Annotated in this window: 16 protein-coding genes; 8 read left to right on the forward strand and 8 right to left on the reverse strand. The window is 62.6% G+C overall.

Annotated elements, in window-relative coordinates; genetic code table 11:
- The first annotated feature begins 106 nt into the window (after nt 1-106).
- Nucleotides 107-1,501 (forward strand): glutathione-disulfide reductase, encoded by a 1,395-nt coding sequence (gene gor / locus AC1RQ5_RS13185; RefSeq protein WP_398481216.1) that lies wholly within the window; start codon nt 107-109, stop codon nt 1,499-1,501.
- Nucleotides 1,502-1,628: 127 nt separating this feature from the next.
- On the opposite strand, the gene AC1RQ5_RS13190 is transcribed toward gor, so the two are convergent.
- Entirely contained in the window at nt 1,629-3,995 is a 2,367-nt protein-coding gene (locus AC1RQ5_RS13190) for a TonB-dependent receptor (RefSeq protein WP_493199474.1), read from the reverse strand.
- A gap of 410 nt (nt 3,996-4,405) precedes the next feature.
- Complete coding sequence (locus tag AC1RQ5_RS13195) at nt 4,406-5,296, reverse strand: alpha/beta hydrolase family protein (protein ID WP_493199476.1); 891 nt, start codon at nt 5,294-5,296, stop codon at nt 4,406-4,408.
- A gap of 175 nt (nt 5,297-5,471) precedes the next feature.
- On the opposite strand from AC1RQ5_RS13195, the gene AC1RQ5_RS13200 reads away from it, so the two are divergent.
- The 4 genes from AC1RQ5_RS13200 to AC1RQ5_RS13215 all read left to right on the forward strand — a co-directional run bounded on the left by AC1RQ5_RS13200 (nt 5,472) and on the right by AC1RQ5_RS13215 (nt 9,691).
- On the forward strand, nt 5,472-6,860 hold the full coding sequence (locus AC1RQ5_RS13200; protein WP_493199477.1) for a class II 3-deoxy-7-phosphoheptulonate synthase: 1,389 nt from the start codon (nt 5,472-5,474) through the stop codon (nt 6,858-6,860).
- A 15-nt stretch (nt 6,861-6,875) separates the two neighbouring features.
- Nucleotides 6,876-7,229 (forward strand): diacylglycerol kinase, encoded by a 354-nt coding sequence (locus AC1RQ5_RS13205; protein WP_493199478.1) that lies wholly within the window; start codon nt 6,876-6,878, stop codon nt 7,227-7,229.
- Between the two features lie 202 nt (nt 7,230-7,431).
- Nucleotides 7,432-9,186, forward strand: a complete 1,755-nt coding sequence (locus AC1RQ5_RS13210) for an NAD+ synthase (protein ID WP_493199480.1) — start codon at nt 7,432-7,434, stop codon at nt 9,184-9,186.
- A 124-nt stretch (nt 9,187-9,310) separates the two neighbouring features.
- A complete protein-coding gene (locus tag AC1RQ5_RS13215) occupies nt 9,311-9,691 on the forward strand; it encodes a VOC family protein (protein ID WP_493199481.1) in 381 nt (126 codons plus the stop codon).
- 6 nt (nt 9,692-9,697) lie between these two features.
- On the opposite strand, the gene AC1RQ5_RS13220 is transcribed toward AC1RQ5_RS13215, so the two are convergent.
- From AC1RQ5_RS13220 to AC1RQ5_RS13240, 5 genes are all read right to left on the reverse strand, one after another.
- Nucleotides 9,698-11,752 (reverse strand): DUF1217 domain-containing protein, encoded by a 2,055-nt coding sequence (locus tag AC1RQ5_RS13220; RefSeq protein ID WP_493199483.1) that lies wholly within the window; start codon nt 11,750-11,752, stop codon nt 9,698-9,700.
- Between the two features lie 121 nt (nt 11,753-11,873).
- Complete coding sequence (locus AC1RQ5_RS13225) at nt 11,874-13,067, reverse strand: CaiB/BaiF CoA transferase family protein (protein WP_398481198.1); 1,194 nt, start codon at nt 13,065-13,067, stop codon at nt 11,874-11,876.
- 152 nt (nt 13,068-13,219) lie between these two features.
- Entirely contained in the window at nt 13,220-14,395 is a 1,176-nt protein-coding gene (locus AC1RQ5_RS13230; protein ID WP_398481196.1) for a DUF2865 domain-containing protein, read from the reverse strand.
- Nucleotides 14,396-14,606: 211 nt separating this feature from the next.
- Nucleotides 14,607-14,912 carry a hypothetical protein gene (locus AC1RQ5_RS13235; RefSeq protein ID WP_398481194.1) on the reverse strand — a complete coding sequence of 102 codons (306 nt, stop codon included), beginning with the start codon at nt 14,910-14,912 and terminating at the stop codon, nt 14,607-14,609.
- A 61-nt stretch (nt 14,913-14,973) separates the two neighbouring features.
- Nucleotides 14,974-15,222, reverse strand: a complete 249-nt coding sequence (locus AC1RQ5_RS13240) for a hypothetical protein (RefSeq protein ID WP_493199485.1) — start codon at nt 15,220-15,222, stop codon at nt 14,974-14,976.
- Nucleotides 15,223-15,225: 3 nt separating this feature from the next.
- Here AC1RQ5_RS13240 and cysS point away from each other — a divergent pair, with 3 nt between their 5' ends.
- On the forward strand, nt 15,226-16,620 hold the full coding sequence (gene cysS / locus AC1RQ5_RS13245) for a cysteine--tRNA ligase (RefSeq protein WP_493199487.1): 1,395 nt from the start codon (nt 15,226-15,228) through the stop codon (nt 16,618-16,620).
- Nucleotides 16,621-16,735: 115 nt separating this feature from the next.
- Nucleotides 16,736-17,230: a GNAT family N-acetyltransferase gene (locus tag AC1RQ5_RS13250; RefSeq protein WP_398481188.1), complete on the forward strand. Its 495-nt coding sequence runs from the start codon at nt 16,736-16,738 to the stop codon at nt 17,228-17,230.
- Nucleotides 17,231-17,336: 106 nt separating this feature from the next.
- Here AC1RQ5_RS13250 and AC1RQ5_RS13255 read toward each other — a convergent pair whose 3' ends face one another.
- Entirely contained in the window at nt 17,337-17,942 is a 606-nt protein-coding gene (locus AC1RQ5_RS13255) for an LOG family protein (RefSeq protein ID WP_398481186.1), read from the reverse strand.
- 205 nt (nt 17,943-18,147) lie between these two features.
- On the opposite strand from AC1RQ5_RS13255, the gene AC1RQ5_RS13260 reads away from it, so the two are divergent.
- A complete protein-coding gene (locus AC1RQ5_RS13260) occupies nt 18,148-20,112 on the forward strand; it encodes an ABCB family ABC transporter ATP-binding protein/permease (RefSeq protein WP_493199489.1) in 1,965 nt (654 codons plus the stop codon).
- The last annotated feature ends 19 nt before the right edge of the window (nt 20,113-20,131 follow it).

Genomic DNA, 20,131 nt, shown 5'->3' on the forward strand with positions numbered 1-20,131 from the left:
CATTGCGAGCGAAGCGAAGCAATCCAGAAAGCCAAGAGCTGGATTGCTTCGTCGCTTCGCTCCTCGCAATGACGGCTGACATCATCTCGTGGCGGCGGAGTAATTCATGTCCAGCAAGTCTGACTTCGACGTCGATCTGTTCGTCATTGGTGGTGGCTCGGGCGGCGTCCGCGCCGCGCGGATCGCTGCCGGCTACGGCGCCAGCGTCATGGTCGCCGAGGAATATCGCTTCGGCGGCACCTGCGTGATCCGCGGCTGCGTGCCGAAAAAGCTGATGGTCTATGCCTCGCATGTCGCCCGCGAGATCGACGACGCCCGCGGCTTCGGCTGGACCATTCCATCAGCCACCTTCGACTGGCCGACCTTCATCGCCGCGAAGGACAAGGAAATCGCCCGGCTCGAAGGCATCTACACCACCAATGTGGAGAAGCCCGGCGCCAAGGCGATCAAGGCACGCGCGGTGTTCGAGGACCCGCACACGCTGAAACTCAGCACTGGCGAGACGGTTCGCGCCAAGCATATTCTGATCGCCACCGGCGGCACGCCCAGCCATGGGCCTGCGATCCCCGGCATCGAGCACGTCATTTCGTCGAATGAAGTCTTTCATCTGCCCGAGCAGCCGAAGCGCATCGTGATTCAGGGCGGCGGCTATATCGCGCTGGAATTCGCCAGCATTTTTGCCGGCCTCGGCTCCGCGGTCACCGTGGTCTATCGTGGCGACAACATCCTGCGTGGCTTCGACGAAGACGTCCGTGCCCATGTCCGCAAGGAGATGGAGAAGCAGGGCATCACCCTCGTCACCGGCTGCACCATTAAGGCGATCGACAAGCACCGCCACGAGCTCACCGCGCATCTGTCCGGCGGCGCCAGCATTGCCGCGGATCAGGTGCTGTTCGCCATCGGCCGTCACGCCAACACGCATGGTCTCGGCTTGGAGAAGGCCGGCGTCGCCATCAAGCACAGCGATGGCGCGGTGATCGTCAACGAGTTCTCGCAGACCAATGTCCCGCATATCTATGCGGTGGGCGACGTCACCAATCGCGTGAACCTCACGCCGGTGGCGATCCGCGAAGGTCATGCCTTTGCCGACACCGTGTTCGGCGGCAAGACCGTGAAGGTCGATCATGGCAATATCCCGACGGCCGTCTTCACCCAGCCGGAAGTCGGCACCGTCGGCCTGACCGAGGACGAGGCCCGCGCGAAATTCAGCCATGTCGATATCTACAAGACCGATTTCCGCGGCATCAAATCCACGATCTCCGGCAGCGACAGCCGTGTGCTGATGAAGCTGGTCGTCGACGGCTCCACCGATGTGGTGGTCGGCTGTCACATCGTGGGCCCGGAAGCGGCTGAACTGATCCAGATCCTCGGCATCTGCATCAAGCTGAAGGCGACAAAAGCGGATTTCGACGCCACGGTGGCCGTGCACCCAAGTGCTGCCGAAGAGCTGGTGACCATGCGCACGCCAAGCGCACGCTATGTGCGCGAGGCGGCGGAGTAGGCCTCAATTGTCATCGCCCGACTTGATCGGGCGATCCAGTAAACTGAGGCCTCAATGTTAAGCACTCAGTACGGCGTCTACTGGATCACCCGCTTTCGCGGGTGATGACAGTGAGAGACTGCGTTGCTCAGAAATTCCCGATCGCGCTGATCCGGAACGTCCGCGGCTGGCCCGGCGACAGGTTGTTATTGCCGTCGGCCGACGCCCAATAGCCCTTGTTGAAGATGTTCTCGATATTGAGCTGCAGCTTCCAGTTCTGGTTGATCTTCGCATAGAGCGCCGCGTCGAAGCGGACGAAGCCGGGCAGGCGGACGCTGTCGTCCGACGAGGCATACGAGTTCGAGAAGTAGATCATGCCCACGGCGGCGGCCCAGATCGGATCGATCTGCACCTTGTTCCACCAGGAGAACTGATTGTACGGCACCAGCTGCACGCGATTACCGGCGAGGATCGTCGCCGATGTATCGCTGGTCACCCGTGCGTCCGTATAGGCATAGCCCACCGTCGATTGCCAGATATCGGTGACATAGCCGTTCAACGTGGTCTCGAAGCCGCGGATGCGGTTCTTGCCGGACAGGAAGAAGGTGCCATCGCCATTCGGATTGGCCAGCGGCACATTGCTGCGATCGAGCTGATACACGGCCGCGGTGTATTGCAGGCGCGGCAGGATGTTGTATTTCACCCCGACTTCCTTGTTGTCGAACTTCTGCGGATCGAGCAGCACGGTCGACGATGACAGCGCGCTGAACTGGTCGCCCGACGCCGGCAGATACGAGATGCTGTAGCTGCCATAGACCGACAGGTTATCGATCGGCTTCACGATGACCGCTGCGCGCGGCGAGAATTTTGCGTCGGTTCGACTGCGTGTGATGCCGGTGTTCTGGTCGGTCGCCTGCAGATCGAAATTGTCATAGCGGACGCCCGCAATGATCTGCAGCCAGCGCGTGATGTCGATCTGATCCTGCACATAGCCCGACGCGATGTTGAGCCGATACTTGCTGTTGGCATCGGTGGCGATGTGCTGGAACGTGACCGGGCCGAGATAGGCGGAGTCGAAAGGATTGGCGGCGATGGTGTTGCTCAAGCCGCCCGTGCCGTTCGGGAAGAAGCCGGTATTGCGGAAGGAGAGGCCGCTTTGGCGGCCAAACTCTGTGCCGAAAGCGAGGGTATGGAAGACCGGACCGGTCCAGGTCTTGTAGGTGAAATCGGTCTGGTTGAAGATGTTCTCGCGGTCGGTGGTGTTGTTATAGGCCGCGCGGTTGAACGACGTGTCGGTGGTGTTCACGGCACCCGACAGCGTGCCATTGCCGGGATAGATGTTCTGATAGCCGCGCTTGAAGTTCGCATACATGGTGGCGTTGCGCACCGTCAGCCCGTTTTCGAAATCGTGGTCGATCACGCCCGACACGCGATTGAGATCGACATAGGACTGGTTCAGGCCAGGTGCGCCGTAGAATGCGGTGAGGTCGCCGCCGGGCGCGAAGGGCAGGGCCGGGTTGAAGCGTGTCGATGAGGGCGCGGTATTGCTCAGCGCCTGCGAGGGATTGCCGCGATCGGCGGTGCGCTCGTCGTGATAGAGCTCGTAGTCGAGCTTGATCTTGGTGGTATCGTTCGGCGTGAAGGCCACGCTCGGATTGAGGCCGTAGCGCTCCAGCTTGCCGTATTGGCGGAACGTATCCGAGCCTTCATACATAGCATTGAGGCGCACGGCGACGTCTGGATTGACGGCCTGGCCGGCATCCAGCGTGAAGCGGCGATCGCCATAGGAGCCTGACTGCAGCGTGGTCTGATAGACGCGCTGGCCGTCGGCTTCTTTCAGCGTGCGATTGACAAGGCCGCCGCCGGCGCCGCGGCCGAAGATCAGTGCGCTCGGCCCCTTCAGCACTTCGATGCTCTGCGTGTTGTAGAGATCGCGAAAGTACTGCACGTCATCGCGAAAGCCGTTGACGAAGAAATTGGCACTGGAATCGACGCCGCGGATCACCAGCTCGTCGCGATTGCCTTCGCCTTGATGGATGGCGACACCGGGCACATAGCGCGTGACATCGGTCATGCCCTGGAAATTCTGGTCCTGGATGTAGTCCTTGGTCAGCACGCTGATCGACTGCGGGATGTTCAGCAGTGGTGTGTTGGTCTTGGTCGCGGTGGACGTCGAATTGGCATAGATGCCGACGGTGCCGGTGCGGACATCATGCGGTTGGTTGAAAGCCGGCACCGGCTTCGCCGGCGCCTCGGGCTGCCGGGCTGCAGCCGTACGGCGGCGTGCGGCTGGCGTGGCGCGCTGTGTCGCAGCAGTGCGGCGAGAGCGGCGCACGGTATTCGGTGCATCCACGGTCACCGGCGGCAATGGCGAGGCGCCCTGGCGTTGCGCAGCAGCGTTTTGTGCGTGTGCATGCGGTGCGGCCAGCAGCGTCAGCGCGAGCGTGCTCGCGGATAGCAATGTCGCGCGTGCGAACAGCCGGGCTAATGATGGTGTTGAAGGATCCTGGTGCATGCGTCGCTCCCCACGTTGCGCACGATTGATGTCGTTCGCTCATGGGGGAGGCGGCGTTCTGACGCAGCACAACTTAATTTGCTTTTGGGCAGGGGAATAAAACGCGATGTGCGGATTACGGAAAATGCACGCGCCCGCGAAATGAAAATGCCCTGAAAAACAGCTGGTTTTCAATCGGCCCAATCGTCGCAGCGTCCCGTGCGGCGCGGAAATGCTTGGAGATATTCTAACATCAGGAGAAACACGGTGGCGGTTTTCGACAGTCGCGCACTCCTCTGTCCCTCATCCTGAGGAGTGCGCGCAGCGCACGTCTCGAAGGATGGACGCACGCGCGGAGCCTTGCGGCGCATGGTTCGAGACGCGCGCAAAAGCGCGCTCCTCACCATGAGGGCGGAGCGGGCGCAAGCGCCTCAATCTTCCATTTGCAGCCATTCCGCTGCGCCGCGCCACAACGTGTCGCGATGCTCCGGGCGGAAGAAGCCGAAATGTCCGATCTTCTCCGAGCCCGCTTCGATGGGACGGATGCTATCGATATCCGGCTTGATGGACGTAAACCCCGCGCAAAGCATGTCCACCGCCGCGCGCGTCGCCCAGGGATCGTCCGTAAAACTCAGCGCCCGCAGCGCGCCGCGATAGCGGGGAAAGTTCACCAGCGCGCGCAGTTTGCGGTCATCGAAGAAATAGTTGTCGCTGGTGACCCATTTGGCCCATTCGAGAAACACGTTCTTCGGCAGATCGAGGCCGAGTCCGATCTTGCCCGGCGCATAGCCCATCACCTCCGCCAGCGTGGGGCCGATGAATTTCATCAGCGCATAGATGCGGTAGTTCTCCGGCGGCGTCATCAGCCGCCATGTGCCGGCCTGCGCAGCCACCAGCAGCGCGCGCGAGACTTCCGTATTGTTCGGGATCAAGCCCAGCGCCTGGCCGCCGAAGGAATGGCCGACATAGCCGAGTGGCAGCTTGTAGCGCTCGCGCATCCAGTCCACCGCGGCCACCACATCGAGCGCTGCCCAATCAGCCATGGAGGCCCGGAAGCCGCGCAGGGAGCTCGTGCCCTTGGGGCGGGAATCGCCGGTGCCGCGATAATCATAGGTCAGCACCGCACAGCCACGGCTCGCCAGATAGCCGGCGAAGCCCTTGTAGATTTTCCGCGGCACGGCAGTGGCGGAATTGATCAGGACCGCATGGGTCCGGGCGCCGCGCGGCAGATAGAGCGTCGCCCCCAGCGCAAACCCGTCCCCCGCCACGATCGTGATGTCATCGGAAAATGCGTCGTCAGGCGCCGCGTCCGGCAGTCTCATCCTTTAGTTCCCCAGTCAGCAGCTGCAGCAAATGCGAATTCGATTGCCGGTGCAAGGGCTTGGCGCGCATGGCCGGGGCCGGGCCGGTTGGATTTCCAACTGGCGATCCCCATATGGGCCATGTATAACGCGGCCTCCGTCGCCACCTAAGGCGCGGTTTTCAGGAGACAATTTCATGTCCGAGCGGTGGACACCCGAGAGCTGGCGGGGCAAGCCCGTCATGCAGATGCCGGAATATCCGGATGCGAAGGCCCTAGGCGACGTCGAGGCGCAGCTCGCCACGTTTCCGCCGCTGGTTTTTGCGGGTGAGGCCCGTAACCTGAAGAAGCAGCTCGCCCGCGTGGCCAACGGCGAGGCTTTCCTCCTGCAGGGCGGCGATTGCGCCGAGTCCTTCGCCGAGCATGGCGCGAACAACATTCGCGACTTTTTCCGCGCCTTCCTGCAGATGTCGGTCGTGCTCACTTATGCCGGCGCGCTGCCGGTGGTGAAGGTCGGCCGCATCGCCGGCCAGTTCGCCAAGCCGCGGTCGTCGCCGATGGAAAAGGCGGACGGTGTGGAGCTGCCGAGCTATCGCGGCGACATCATCAACGACATCGCCTTCACGGCGGAATCCCGCGTGCCGGATCCGCAGCGCCAGCTGATGGCCTATCGCCAGTCGGCAGCGACGCTGAACCTGCTGCGCGCTTTCGCAACGGGCGGCTTCGCCAATCTCGGCAGCGTGCATCAGTGGATGCTCGGCTTCCTCAAGGATTCGCAGCAGTCGCGCCGTTACAAGGAGCTGGCCGACCGTATCTCCGACGCGCTGAACTTCATGCGCGCCTGCGGCCTCAATCTCGAGAGCCATCCGGAGCTGCGCTCGACCGATTTCTACACCAGCCACGAAGCGCTGCTGCTCGGCTACGAGCAGGCGTTCACCCGCGTCGATTCGACCACGGGCGACTGGTACGCGACCTCCGGCCACATGCTGTGGATCGGCGATCGCACGCGTCAGCTCGATCACGCCCATGTCGAGTACTTCCGCGGCATCAAGAATCCGATCGGCCTCAAATGCGGTCCGTCGCTGAAGGCCGATGAGCTGCTGAAGCTGATCGACATCCTGAACCCGGACAACGAGCCCGGCCGTCTCACCCTGATCAACCGCTTCGGTCACGAGAAGGTCGGCGAGCATCTGCCGGGCTTCGTCCGCGCGGTGCAGAAGGAAGGCCGCAAGGTGGTGTGGTCGTGCGATCCGATGCACGGCAACACGATCACGTCGAATTCGGGCTACAAGACCCGTCCGTTCGACCGCATCCTGTCCGAGGTGAAGTCGTTCTTCCAGATTCATGCGGCCGAAGGGACGCATGCCGGCGGCGTGCATCTGGAAATGACCGGCCAGAACGTCACCGAATGCACCGGCGGCGCCCGCGCGATCTCCGACGAGGACCTCAACGACCGCTATCACACGGTCTGCGATCCCCGCCTGAACGCCGAGCAGTCCATCGACATGGCATTCCTGATCGCCGAACTGCTCAAGACCTCGCGCACGGGCAAGGAGCAGCCGCTCCCGGTTGCTTCGGGTCTGTAAGTGGCAGGCCTTTAGGTGGAACGGCTCTGGCGAGCCACCATCAACTCCTGGAATGGGCTTCGCTCCGGCTTCACGTCGGAGCGGGCCATTCGCGAGGAGGTGGTGGCGCTTTTGCTGTCGTTGCCTTTGGCTGTCCTGATCGGCAGCACCATGGCCCGCCGCATCGAGATGGTCGCGGTGGTGATGCTCGTCCTGACCGTCGAACTCCTCAACACCGCCATCGAGAAACTGGCCGACCGGGTCACGATGGAGCACGATTCACAGATTGGTCGCGTCAAGGATCTAGGCTCGGCGGCAGTCGCCATCGCGCTGCTGATCGCCGGGATGGTGTGGCTGTTTGCGCTCGGCGAGCGGGTGGGCATGTTCTAAACGAAGTTCCGTTCTTCTCCCTCTCCCGCTTGCGGGGGAGGGCCGGGGTGGGGGAAGCCCCGCACGGCGACGTCACGTGGGGCACCCCCACCCTGACCCTCCCCCGCAAGCGGGAGAGGGGACGAGACCGAGACCGTTGCAGCATGTGAGCGATACTTCAGCGGCGGTTGCGAACCATCAGCCTAAAGGCTTCAATATCCCCATGACAAATTCGACCCGCTTCACCATCACGCTGGCCCAGCTCAATCCGACCGTCGGCGACATCACCGGCAATGCCGAGAAGGCGCGAAAAGCCCGCGCCCAGGCGGCCGCCGACGGCGCCGATGTCGTCGTGTTGCCCGAACTCTTCATCGCCGGCTATCCGCCCGAAGACCTCGTGCTCAAGCCGGCCTTCCAGGCCACCTGCCGCGCCGCCGTCGAAGAGCTTGCCCGCGAGACCGCCGATGGCGGCCCGGCGATGCTGGTCGGCTCGCCCTGGGTCGAGGGGGGCAAGCTCTACAATGCCTGCGCGCTGCTTGATGGCGGCCGCATCGCGGCGATCCGCTTCAAGGTCAACCTGCCGAATTACGGCGTGTTCGACGAGAAGCGCGTGTTTTCCCGCGGCTCGGTGTCAGGCCCGGTCACCATCCGCGGCCTGCGCATCGGCGTGCCGATCTGCGAAGATACCTGGATGGAAGAGTCGGCCGACTACGAGGATGTGGTCGAGACGCTGACCGAGACCGGCGCCGAAATCCTGATCGTGCCGAATGGCTCGCCCTATGCCCGCGGCAAGAACGATCTGCGCCTCAATGTGCAGGTTGCCCGCGTCACCGAGAGCCATCTGCCCCTGGTCTATCTCAATCAGGTCGGCGGGCAGGACGAGCTCGTATTCGACGGCGCGAGTTTTGTGCTCAACGGCGATCGCTCGCTCGGCGTGCAGCTGCCGTCTTTCGTGGAAAACATCACCACCATCACGTTCGAGAAGACGGATGGCGCGTGGCGCTGCAACGGGCCGATCGCAAAGCTGCCGGAAGGCGACGAGGGCGACTACGCCGCCTGCGTGCTCGGGTTGCGCGACTATGTGAACAAGAACGGTTTCCCCGGCGTGCTGATGGGCATTTCCGGCGGCATCGATAGCGCACTCTGCGCCGCGATTGCGGTGGACGCGCTCGGCGCCGATCGCGTGCGTGGCATCATGCTGCCATTCCGCTACACCGCGCAGGTCTCGCTCGACGATGCCGACAAGCTCGCGAAAGCGCTCGGCTTTCGTTACGAGATCCTCCCCATCGCGGAGGCCGTGAACGGCTTCGAAAACATTCTGGCCGACACCTTCAAGGGCCTCGAGCGCGATATCACCGAAGAGAACCTGCAGGCGCGCACGCGTGGCACGCTGCTGATGGCGGTCTCCAACAAGACCGGCGCCATGGTCGTCACCACCGGCAACAAGTCGGAAATGTCGGTGGGCTACGCCACGCTCTATGGCGACATGAATGGCGGCTTCAATCCGATCAAGGATCTCTACAAGACCCAGGTGTTCCGCATCTCGACCCTGCGCAATTCATGGAAGCCCGAAGGCGCCATGGGCCCGGACGGCGAGGTGATCCCGAACAACATCATCATCCGTCCGCCCACCGCGGAGCTGCGTGAAAACCAGACCGACCAGGATTCGCTGCCGCCTTACGACATTCTCGATGCAATCCTCGAACGCCTCGTCGAGCGCGAGCAGCCTTTGTCGGAGATCGTCGCCGATGGTTTCGAGAAGGACGTGGTGACGCGCATCGATCGCCTGCTCAACATCGCCGAATACAAGCGCCGCCAGGCAGCCCCCGGCGTGAAGGTGACGCGCAAGAATTTCGGCCGGGATCGCCGCTATCCCATCACCAACCGTTTTCGCGATCTGGCGCAGCCGCTGCCGAAGCCGGATGAGGATCTGGTGACGCGGCCGGGCAAGGGCACCAGCGAAGCGTTCGAGCCGTGATACTCCGCTGGATCGCCCGGCTCGGCCGGGCGATCCAGTAAACACCGGCGTTGATGATCGAACCGCAGGATTCGTGTTGACTGGATCACCCGCTTGCGCGGGTGATGACAAAGCGAGAGGGCCGATGTCCCGTACGGTCACCACTGGCGCCTTTGCCATCGTGCCGAGCAACGACCTGAAAGCTGCCATCGCATTCTGGGAGCGGCTCGGCTTCGCACGCACCGGCGGAGAGGGCGATTACGTCATCATGACCGGCTGGCAGTGCGAAGTGCATGTGACCCAGGCCGGCGACGGTCCCTGGCGCGTGCCCGATGCCAACCCGTTCGGCGTGTTCATTCGCACGCCCGATGTCGATGCCATCGCTGCACGCGTGGATGATCTGATCATCCGTCCCGGCGGCATTTTGCGCCACCGCGAATGGGGTATGTATGAGGTCGGGATCAACGGCCCCGATGGCCTGCTGGTCCGGATTGGCTGGCCATCCCGATTGATGGACAACGACTAACCGCTGCTACGCGCCGCGCGCCATCGCGGCAAAGGTCGTATCGCTCAGCAATCCGCCACCCTGATACAGCGTCACGATCGGGGACGACGCGATGCTGGTGCCGTTCTTGATGTCATATAGCGCCGAGAACCGGTTCAGCAGTTTGGCCAGCTTGGCGGGATCGGCGAGATCGGTCAGGTCGAGATGCCTCTCCACCACCTTCGCCTGCTGGTCGATATCCATCGCACCGACTTCATCGGGCAGGTTGAAGGTGGTGCGGAAGACTTCCGCCAGCGCCTTGTCGGCCAGAAGATCATAGGCCGAGGTGATGGTCTGTGCCTTGCGCTCGAAATAGAGCGCAAGCCGCACACCCGGATTGGTTTCGCCCTGCTGCGTTTCCAGCGTCTGCTGCAGATAGCGGCGCTGGGTTTCCATGAACTGGTCGCGGGTCTGCGGTCCGAATTTCGGCAGCCGCGCCATCTCGCCGTCATCGTCGAAATTGAATGAGGCGACGAGTTCCGCGAAGCGCGGATCGGTCTGCGTGTTGACGAAGCTCTTGGGATCGTTGAGGTCGGACTCGAACATCTGGCGCAGGTCGGCGGTGGTCACCTCGGTTGGGTCGAGGCCCCTGGCAGTCAGCGCGATGTCGAGCAGCTTGCGATCGGCCAGCAGGTCTTTCACGCTCTCGATATTGGCGATCGTGTTCTGATAATAGACCGCGTCCTTGTCGGCAGTTTCGCGCAGCGCTTCCTGCTCCTTGCCTTTGGTGAATCGCGTCTTGCTGATGATGTAGTCCTTCATCACATGCGTTACTTCCGTTGCATCCTGCGCCACCACAGGGGTCGTGATGTTGCCGCCGCTGTCGAAATTGAAGGCGCTGGCGAGCTGGACGAAGCGATCGTCCTTCAGCTTGTTCGCATAGCTGCGGGGATCGTCGAGATCGCTCATCAGCACGTTCTTGATGGTGGTCGGCGAGACCGTCTCGGGATCGATACCAAATGATTTCAGCGCGAAATTGTACACATTCGGCGTCTTCAGGAAGTTGTCGATCGTCTTCACATTGGCGAGGCCGGAGCGATATTGCCGGATCAGCGAGGCCGAATAGGTCTCGTCTGCGGCGAGATAGACGGCGCCCTGGCTGTTGACATATTTGGAGTGGGTGGTGGTCAACTGGGCCGCGGTCTGCGCCGGGGTGCCGCCGGGCAATGTGCCATCTGCCGAGAATTCAAAGGCGCCGGCCAGCGCGACATAGCTGTCGATGGTCTCGAGCGCCTTGCGGTAGCTGACGATGCTGATCTCGTTCATCGACCCGCGCGCGCGTTCCAGCTCGATCTTGCGACGGAGATCCGCCATGTCGGCGCCCGGCTGTTTCAGCTGCGCCGTATAGGCGTCGATCTTGGCGGCCGCGTCCAGCATCGCTGCCTGCGCCTTGCTGACATTGGCGTTGATGTCGGCCTTCTGCGAGACCCAGACGGAATTGACATAGCTGTTCGGATCCGCGGGGTCGCTGCCCAGCACCTTGCTGATCGTGTCGTGAGACCAGAGAGCCTTGTCGATCCCGTAGGCCGAGAAAACATAGTCGCGCAGCTTCTCGTCAGCGAGCAGGCCGTTGACATTGGTGACCTTGCCGATGGTGAGATTGTAGTAGCTCTTGTTGGCATCGAGCGCCTCGACGCCGCTTTTGGCCACCGCCGTATAGAGGCCGATCATGTCGTCGGTCTGGTTAGCGGATTGGGCGGCCTTGGTGTCGGTGCTGGTGGTGCCGAACGCGAAGGCGGCAGCGAAGTCGCGATAGCGTTTGTCGCTCAGCTTGTTGGCAAAGCTGTTGGCGTCGGAGAGGTCGCTTTCCAGTACCTTGCGCAGAAAGGCTTTTGCGTAGGCCATGTCTTCGAGGCCATAGGCCTTGGTCGCGTAGCTATAGAGGCGGAAATCATCCAGGAGATCATCGACGCTGGTCACATTGCCGATGTTCTCCTTGTAGTAGGCGGAGTCCTTTCTCACATCGGCCTGCTGCGAAATCTTCTGCATCGATTTCTGCAGGTCGCGCGACACCAGATTGTAGTTCAGATAGGTGGAGACCATTGGACCAGCCTTTCGGATTCATGCGATGATACCGGCAGGAGGTTATCCGAAGCTTGCGCGGTTCCGGCGCAATTTTAGCGATGCGTAGTCCGCAGGGCGAACGGACCGCGTCGTGACGTGGTCACTCCACGACGCCCGCTTCGCGAAGCCGCGCGATGTCATCGCTGCTGCGTCCGATCCCGGCCAGCACCTCATCCGTATGCGCACCCAGCGCCGGTCCCTGCCATTTCACTTCGCCCGGCGTCTCCGACAATTTCGGCGAGATGCCCGGCATCTTCACCTCGGCGCCGCCCGGCAATGTCGCCGGCAGGATCATGTCGCGGGCAATGAAATGCGGATCGCTGACAATATCGGCGACCGAATAGATCCGGCCCGACGGCACGTCGGCAGCTTCCAGCGCGGCGAGCACATCGTCCATGCCGAGCTTGCCGGTCCAATCGGAGATCGCCTGATCGATCATCGCGGTCTGCGGCACGCGCCCATCATTATGGGCGAGGCTGGGATCGTCGGCGAGATCCGGCCGGCCGATCACATTCATCAACCGCTTGAAGATCGCATTGCTGTTGCCGGCGATGACGGCATATTGGCCGTCCGCCGTCTCATAGGTGTTCGATGGCGTGATGCCCGGTAGCGAGCCGCCGCTGCGCGTGCGGATCTGGCCGTCCAGCGCATACTCCGGCACCGTGCTTTCCATCATGTTGAACACGCTCTCATAGAGCGAGACATCGACGATCTGGCCGCCGCCTTGTCCGGTTTTCACACGCAGCAGCGACATCAGCGCGCCCATCACGCCATGCAGTGATGCGAGGCTGTCGCCGATGGAGACGCCGACGCGGGCAGGGGGCGCATCGGGGCTGCCGGTGGTGTAGCGCAGCCCGCCCATGGCTTCGCCGATGGCGCCGAAGCCGGACTTGTCGCGATAGGGGCCGGTCTGGCCGAAGCCGGAAATCCGCACCAGCGTGAGATTGGGATTGAGCTTCGAGAGCACATCCCAGCCGAGCCCGAGCTTCTCCATGCCGCCCGGCTTGAAGTTCTCGATGACCACATCGGCGGATGCCGCGAGGTCGCGCGCAATGGCCAGGCCTTCGGGCGATTTGAGATCGAGCGCGATCGACTTCTTGTTGCGCGACTGCAGATACCACCAGACGGAGGTGCCTTCGTGCAGCTTGCGCCAGGTGCGCAACGGATCGCCTGATCCCGGCTGTTCGATCTTGATGACCTCGGCACCGAATTCCGCAAACAGCCTTGCTGCAAAAGGTGCCGCGATCAGTGTGCCGAATTCGACGACGCGAATGCCTGCGAGTGGTCCGCTCAACCTGGTGTCCCCCGACGATCTTGTTTTCGCCCGGCGCGACCGGGCGATCCAGTAAACACTGATGTCTGTAATGAAGTCGAGACGCCCCGGTGTACGGACTCACCCGCATTCGCGGGTGACGACAAACGGAGTGCCGCGCAGTGATGCGCGACTTACTGCTTCGTATTGTTCGGCAGGAACTGCGGTCCCACCTGCCTGATCTGCCCGGGCGTGCCCTGCGCAGCTGGTGGCTGCGCCGGTGCGGGCGCTGCTTCCGGCGCCGCGTTCTTCTTCAGCGCGGCGGGCGTGCCCTTCTGCTGCTGTGGCTGCGACATCCGCTTGGCGCGTTCTTCGGTGACGATGATGTCGCCGTTTTGCGCGGCAGCACTGTCGTCGATGGTCTTCAGTGCATCTGCCCAGGTCTGGCCCTGCGCCTTGCACGAGCAGGATGGATTGAACTCGGTGCGATACTTGAACGCATTCGGTGACGACGAATAAGGCTGGCCGGCGATCGACACCGCCGCATTCATGTCCTCGCCGGGATTGCGATAGGTGTAGAGATTGGCGTCGGTCGCCGGGCACTGTGCCTTGCAGGCGCGCTCGTCATCGGCGAAGCGGCCGGGGACGGTGGTAAACGAGATCGGGAAGTAGAAGCCGTCGCAGGTGCGCACGCAGACGGTGCGATAGGTGCCTTGCGGCACGCTCGACATCATGTCGCCGCCGGGCGGGATGTCGCCGGGGCTGGATTCGTTGTTGCCAAACAGATTACTGAGGAAGCCGCCGGGGCCGGAATTCTGCTGCTGGCGCGCGGCGGCCGCATATTGCGGGCCGCACTGGTTCTGCGCCAGTGCCATCAGCACCGAGCGGCGCTGGCTGTCGCGATCCGATGAGCCCGGCGTGCCGACGCGCAGGCGCTCGAGATTGGTGGTCATCTGATCCAGGTTGCCGCGCATCTGCTGGATCTGGTTGTTCACCGGTCCGCATTGCGCCGACTGGCCGGAGAACAGCGAGAAGAAGCCGGACGAGTCGCAGCCCATGCGTTTGGCCTGCTGCGACACGCGATCGAGTTCGTTCTGCTGCTTGCTGACCGCTTCTTCAAAGCGCCGGATCTGTTCGGCGCGCGCGGGATCGAGGCCGTTGCCGCGATCGATGGTGGCGAGCTGCGCTTCGAGGCGGCCGCACATCGGATTGGCCGATTGCTGCTGCTGCGCCTGGCTCGGCGGATAGACCTGCGCGGGATAACCTTGCGCGCGCGCTTCGCCATGGAATGCAGAGACGCCGATCAGCGCGGCGCAGGCGAGGGCCCCGAAGGTCCAACGCGAAAAAGTGGCAGTCACAGGTACAGACATATCCGGCCGATGAACGAGGAACGGGCGGGTGCGCGATCAGACCGCGCGCCCGAGCCGTCATTGCCATATGCACGCGATGAAATTGCGGCGATGAAAGCGTCTCATAGCCGCTTCCGGGGGCGCGGTCACGCCGATTCCGGTGCCTCCGTGTTGCCGCAAGCCAGCCGCCGTGATGCCGCACCGAACCGGGGCTGAAGCTGCGAGAACCGTCTCAGCGATTGCAGGTGATGGCGACGAATTCGTCGCACTTGCCGGACTTGCAGGCGCCGCCGCTGGACGAAATCGAGCCGGTCACTTCATCGGGATCGACCCGGCGATAGGCCACCGCCTGCTTGAATTCCCGCGACTTGCAATAGGATAGCGCCGCCGACGCGCCGCACTTCTCGCTTTTGGCCAGGCACTGGTCGATGCCATAGCCATCCGGCTGGTTGGCGATGATGAAGACACGGGAATCGGCCCACGCGGCCGAGGAAGCGACCGCGAAAACGGCGGTGAGAGCAGCGATAATGATTTTCATGACCCACCAAGCAAATGAGGAACCGGGTTCCACCTCGATAAACCTCAATGGTTAACGATGCTTAACCATGGCGGCCCGGTACGCAGCGATTACGGCCGAAATGTGCCGTGGTTGCGCTCTCCCAGCGGGGGCTTGCGGCAGACTTGCGGCGCTTGACGGTGAAATCGTGCTGCCGCATGGTGCCGGCATGAACGGTTTCCTCGCCATTTGTACGATTTGCCGCGAGATTATGCGCTAGCGATTCGCTGGCTGAGGCCGTCTTTTTCTCACTCGAGATCACCGGACGCCCGGCCGCCCAGCCGACGGACATCCCATGGAACTGCGCCTCTACGACACCCTGACCCGCGAAAAACGGGTCTTTACGCCGATCGATGCCAGCAATGTGCGGATGTATGTCTGTGGCCCCACGGTCTATGATTTCGCCCATATCGGCAATGCGCGGCCCGTGATCGTATTCGACGTGCTGTTCCGCCTGCTGCGGCACATCTATGGCGACAGTCACGTCACCTATGTGCGCAACATCACCGACGTCGATGACAAGATCAACGACCGCGCGCTGCGCGATTATCCCGGCCTGCCGCTCAACGAGGCGATCCGCAAGGTCACCGAGAAGACCGCCGATCAATTCCAGGCGGACGTGAAAGCGCTTGGCTGCCTGCCGCCGACCGTGCAGCCGCGCGCGACCGAATTCGTGCTGCCGCGGTCTGACGGCAAGACCGACATGGTGACGCTGATCAAGGAATTGATCGCGCGCGGCCATGCCTATGAAGCCGAAGGCGAGGTGCTGTTCGACACGCAGTCGATGCCGGACTACGGCGCGCTGTCCGGCCGCAAGCTCGAAGACCAGCAGGCCGGCGCACGCGTGGCCGTCGATGCGCACAAGAAGCATCCGACCGATTTCGTGCTGTGGAAGGAGTCCTCCCCGGAAGAACCCGGCTGGGAGTCGCCATGGGGCAGGGGACGCCCGGGCTGGCACATCGAATGCTCGGCGATGTCGGCGGCCTATCTCGGCACGACCTTCGACATTCACGGCGGCGGTCTCGACCTGATCTTCCCGCATCATGAAAACGAGATCGCGCAATCGCGCTGCGCCCACGGCACGCATGCGATGGCGAATTACTGGATGCATAACGGCTTCCTGCAGGTCGAAGGCGAGAAGATGTCGAAGAGCCTCGGCAACTTCTTCACCATTCGCGAGCTGCTCGATGATTGGCCGGGCGAAGTGCTGCGCCTGAATATGCTCAAGACGCATTACCGTTCGCCGGTCGATTGGACGGTGAAGGGACTTGAGGAGAGCGCCAGGACGCTCGACGACTGGTACTGGGTCGCGGCTGATACGGCCGGCGGCGCGATTTCCGATAAAGTCAGTGAAACGCTGTTTGACGATCTGAACACGCCGCAACTCGTTGCTGCCTTGCACGGCCTGCGCAACAGCGCAGCCGCTGGAAACGAGTCCGATCGGGCAACGTTTGCGGCATCGCTGCGCGTACTTGGCTTCCTGTCCGAGAGTGCAGCCGACTGGAAAAATCGCAAGCAGCAGGCGAGCGGTGTCGATGCCGCGAAGGTCGATGGATTGATCGCCGAACGTACAGCTGCCCGTGCACGAAAAGACTTCAAGGAATCCGACCGCCTCCGCGATGAACTCGCCGCCATGGGCGTCGTGATCAAGGATTCGAAGGAAGGCACCACTTGGGAGATCGCGCGATGAGTCGTCCTGACACGCCGTTTCCAAAACACTGGAAATATTACATCGCCATCAAATGGGCGCTGATCATCGGCGCGATCGCGCTGGCACTGAAACTGGTGGGCTACTGGTAAGCGCGATGGCGAGTTCGAAAGCAAAACCGGGCCTGCGTCCGTTCCTCCCCGAAGACACAGCCATCGCTGCGGCGATCTATGTGGCGTCCATCGCCGATCTCACCGGCGACGATTACAGCGAGGCGCAGCAGGAAGCCTGGGCACAGGCGGGTGATGACGAGGCAACATTCGGCAAGCGCCTCGGCTCGCAGCTCACGCTGATCGCGACGCTCGATAGCATTCCGGTTGGATTTGCGTCACTGAAAGGCGCGGATCACATCGATCTGCTCTACGTGCATCCGAATGCGGTGCTGCAGGGCGTCGCCTCGACGCTGGTCGATGCGCTGGAGAAACTTGCCGGCGCCCGCGGCGCGACAGGGCTCACGGTGGATGCGAGCGATACAGCGCTCGAATTCTTCATGAAGCGCGGCTACATCGCGACCCAGCGCAACAGCGTGCCGCTGCATGACGAGTGGCTGGCGAACACGACGATGAAGAAGGCGCTGGCTGCGAATTCGTAGGATGGGTTGAGCGTCTTCGCGAAAACCCATCGGCGGAGTTTGCGGCAACGACGGAATGATGGGTTATCGCTCCGGCGCTGCGCGCCTTCGCTCAACCCATCCCATATCACAGCCTTGTCGCGACATCCGGCGCGAGCTTCTTGCCCTCGCTTGGCGCTTTCGCAGCCGCAGAACGCAGGCGGGGCAGGATGTCCTCGGTGCGATCGGCGGTCAGCACGTCCAGCGGCAGTGTCGGGCGAATGAAAGCTGTCGTGCGCATATGCGTGAGCAGCGTCAGCAATGGCTCCCAGAACCCATCGATATTCGCCATCAGGATCGGCTTCGAGTGCCGGCCAAGCTGCTGCCAGGTGAGCTGTTCGACCAACTCCTCCAGCGTGCCGATGCCGCCGGGTAGCGCGACGAAGGCGTCGGAGCGCTCGAACATCAACCGTTTGCGCTCATGCATGTCGTGGGTGACGATCAGCTCTTGCGCGCCGACCAGGGCATTTTCGCGCTTGGTCAGGAATTCCGGGATGATGCCGGTGACGTGGCCGCCATGGTCCAGAACCGACTTCGCAACTGCACCCATCAAACCGATGGAGCCGCCGCCATAGACCAGCCCGATACCGTTCTCGGCCATGGCCTTGCCGAGGCCGACTGCCGATTCGATGAATTGGGGATTGGTGCCGGGGCCGGAGCCGCAATAGACGCAGATTGTTTTAAGAGTGCTCATGATTTGGCATGTGGCATCGCCTCGTGACACGGTCAAGACGCGGTTGATCGCATGGCGGGAAATTCATGCCGGGGACAGCTTCCGGACAGTGAAATGTTTCCCCGGAAGGGTGCGACAACCCGTCAAAGCTCCTATATGAGCGTGATGCGAAAGACGTTTCCTGCGCGGCCCGGCGCCGCTGCTTGTTTGCTGCCGGGCGCGATTGATGACTGACACCCATTCCAAGACTCATGAGAACAAGGTTCCGCTGCACGCGCTGGAGCGTGCAACGCTCTTTGGCACGCTCACGCATCTGTGGCCGTATATCTGGCCGAGCGATCGCGCCGACCTGAAGGCCCGCGTCGCCTGGTCGATGGTGCTGTTGCTGATTGCAAAAGTCGCGACCCTGATCGTGCCCTTTACCTTCAAATGGGCGACGGATGCGCTGAGCGGCACCGGCTCGGCGCCCATCGCGCCATCGAACTGGATGTTGTGGGCGATTGCATCGCCGATCGCGATGACGGCGAGTTACGGACTCGTGCGCGTGCTGATGGCGGTATTCACGCAATGGCGCGACGGCATCTTTGCCAGCGTTGCCATGCATGCGGTGCGCAAGCTCGCTTATCTCACTTTCGTGCATATGCACGAGCTGTCGCTGCGCTTCCATCTGGAGCGCAAGACCGGTGGTCTCACGCGCGTGCTCGAGCGCGGGCGCGAGGGCATCGAGGTCATCGTCCGCATGGTGATCCTGCAGGCGATCCCCACCGTGGTCGAACTGGCGCTGGTCATGGCGGTGCTGGTCTGGCAGTTCGACTGGCGCTATGCCGCCGTGGTGGCGCTGACCGTGATCCTCTATTGCTGGTTCACCTATATCGCGACCGAATGGCGGATCGAGATCCGCCGCAAGATGAACGAGTCCGATAGCGACGCCAATACCAAGGCGATCGACTCGCTGCTGAATTACGAGACGGTGAAATATTTCAGCGCCGAGGCCCGCGAGGCCGAGCGCTATGATCGCAGCGTTGCGCGGTTCGAACGCGCCAGCGTTAAAACCTATACGTCGCTGGCAGTGTTGAATGCCGGGCAGGCGGTGATCTTCACCATCGGCCTGACGCTGACCATGATGCTCTGCGTCACCGGCATCCGCAACGGCACGCATACGGTCGGTGATTTCGTCATGGTCAATGCCATGATGATCCAGCTGTATCAGCCGCTCAATCTCGTCGGCATGATGTATCGCGAGATCAAGCAGGCGATCATCGATATCGAAAAACTGTTCGGCGTGTTGAACCGCGATGCCGAGGTGAAGGATCGTCCGGGCGTGCTGCCGCTGGCGGTGAGCGACGGCGCGATCCGCTTTGACGACGTGCGATTCTCGTATGATCCCGAGCGGCCGATCCTGAAAGGGCTGAGTTTTGAAGTGCCGGCCGGCAAGACGGTCGCGGTGGTCGGGCCGTCGGGCGCTGGCAAATCCACGATCTCGCGCTTGCTGTATCGGCTTTACGATGTTTCGGGCGGTCGCATCACCATTGACGGGCAGGATATCCGCGACGTCACGCAATCGTCGCTGCGTGCCTCCATCGGCATGGTGCCGCAGGACACCGTGCTGTTCAACGACACCATCCGTTACAATATCCGGTATGGCCGCTGGGATGCTTCCGATGAGGAGGTGGAAGAGGCGGCCCGGATGGCACAGATCGATCCGTTCATCCGCATGGCGCCGAAGGGCTACGAAACCGAAGTCGGCGAGCGCGGCCTGAAGCTCTCCGGCGGCGAGAAGCAGCGCGTGGCGATCGCGCGCACGGTGCTGAAGGCGCCGCCGATCCTGTTGCTGGACGAGGCGACGTCGGCGCTCGACAGCCATACGGAGCAGGAAATCCAGGAAGCGCTGGAGAAAGTCTCCAAGGGCCGCACCTCGCTGGTGATCGCGCATCGGCTCTCCACCATCGTGGGTGCGGACGAGATCATCGTGCTGGAGCAGGGCCGCATCGCCGAGCGCGGCACGCATGCGCAGCTGCTGGTCGCCGGCGGGCTCTATGCCAGCATGTGGAACAGGCAGCGCGAAGCGGAAGCGGCGCGCGAGAAGCTGGCCCAGATCGGCGAGGATGGCACCAGCGCGCCGAATCGGCGGCCACCGCTGGTCGAAGAGGGCGGCGAAGAGCCAGTGGTGAGACCTGACGCGGCCGAATAAACTCTGCTAAAGCAGGCCC

It is taken from the genome of Tardiphaga sp. GW821-FHT12E02, from assembly GCF_058807155.1.

Excerpts from the sequence above, each read along its gene's own strand:
- AC1RQ5_RS13200 (WP_493199477.1), top strand. The coding sequence starts at position 5,472 with ATGTCCGAGCGGTGGACACCCGAGAGCTGGCGGGGCAAGCCCGTCATG.
- AC1RQ5_RS13215 (WP_493199481.1), top strand. The coding sequence starts at position 9,311 with ATGTCCCGTACGGTCACCACTGGCGCCTTTGCCATCGTGCCGAGCAAC.
- AC1RQ5_RS13260 (WP_493199489.1), top strand. The coding sequence starts at position 18,148 with ATGACTGACACCCATTCCAAGACTCATGAGAACAAGGTTCCGCTGCAC.
- AC1RQ5_RS13250 (WP_398481188.1), top strand. The coding sequence starts at position 16,736 with ATGGCGAGTTCGAAAGCAAAACCGGGCCTGCGTCCGTTCCTCCCCGAA.
- AC1RQ5_RS13235 (WP_398481194.1), bottom strand. The coding sequence starts at position 14,912 with ATGAAAATCATTATCGCTGCTCTCACCGCCGTTTTCGCGGTCGCTTCC.
- AC1RQ5_RS13240 (WP_493199485.1), bottom strand. The coding sequence starts at position 15,222 with ATGTCCGTCGGCTGGGCGGCCGGGCGTCCGGTGATCTCGAGTGAGAAA.
- AC1RQ5_RS13230 (WP_398481196.1), bottom strand. The coding sequence starts at position 14,395 with ATGTCTGTACCTGTGACTGCCACTTTTTCGCGTTGGACCTTCGGGGCC.
- AC1RQ5_RS13210 (WP_493199480.1), top strand. The coding sequence starts at position 7,432 with ATGACAAATTCGACCCGCTTCACCATCACGCTGGCCCAGCTCAATCCG.
- cysS (WP_493199487.1), top strand. The coding sequence starts at position 15,226 with ATGGAACTGCGCCTCTACGACACCCTGACCCGCGAAAAACGGGTCTTT.
- AC1RQ5_RS13195 (WP_493199476.1), bottom strand. The coding sequence starts at position 5,296 with ATGAGACTGCCGGACGCGGCGCCTGACGACGCATTTTCCGATGACATC.
- gor (WP_398481216.1), top strand. The coding sequence starts at position 107 with ATGTCCAGCAAGTCTGACTTCGACGTCGATCTGTTCGTCATTGGTGGT.
- AC1RQ5_RS13190 (WP_493199474.1), bottom strand. The coding sequence starts at position 3,995 with ATGCACCAGGATCCTTCAACACCATCATTAGCCCGGCTGTTCGCACGC.
- AC1RQ5_RS13220 (WP_493199483.1), bottom strand. The coding sequence starts at position 11,752 with ATGGTCTCCACCTATCTGAACTACAATCTGGTGTCGCGCGACCTGCAG.
- AC1RQ5_RS13255 (WP_398481186.1), bottom strand. The coding sequence starts at position 17,942 with ATGAGCACTCTTAAAACAATCTGCGTCTATTGCGGCTCCGGCCCCGGC.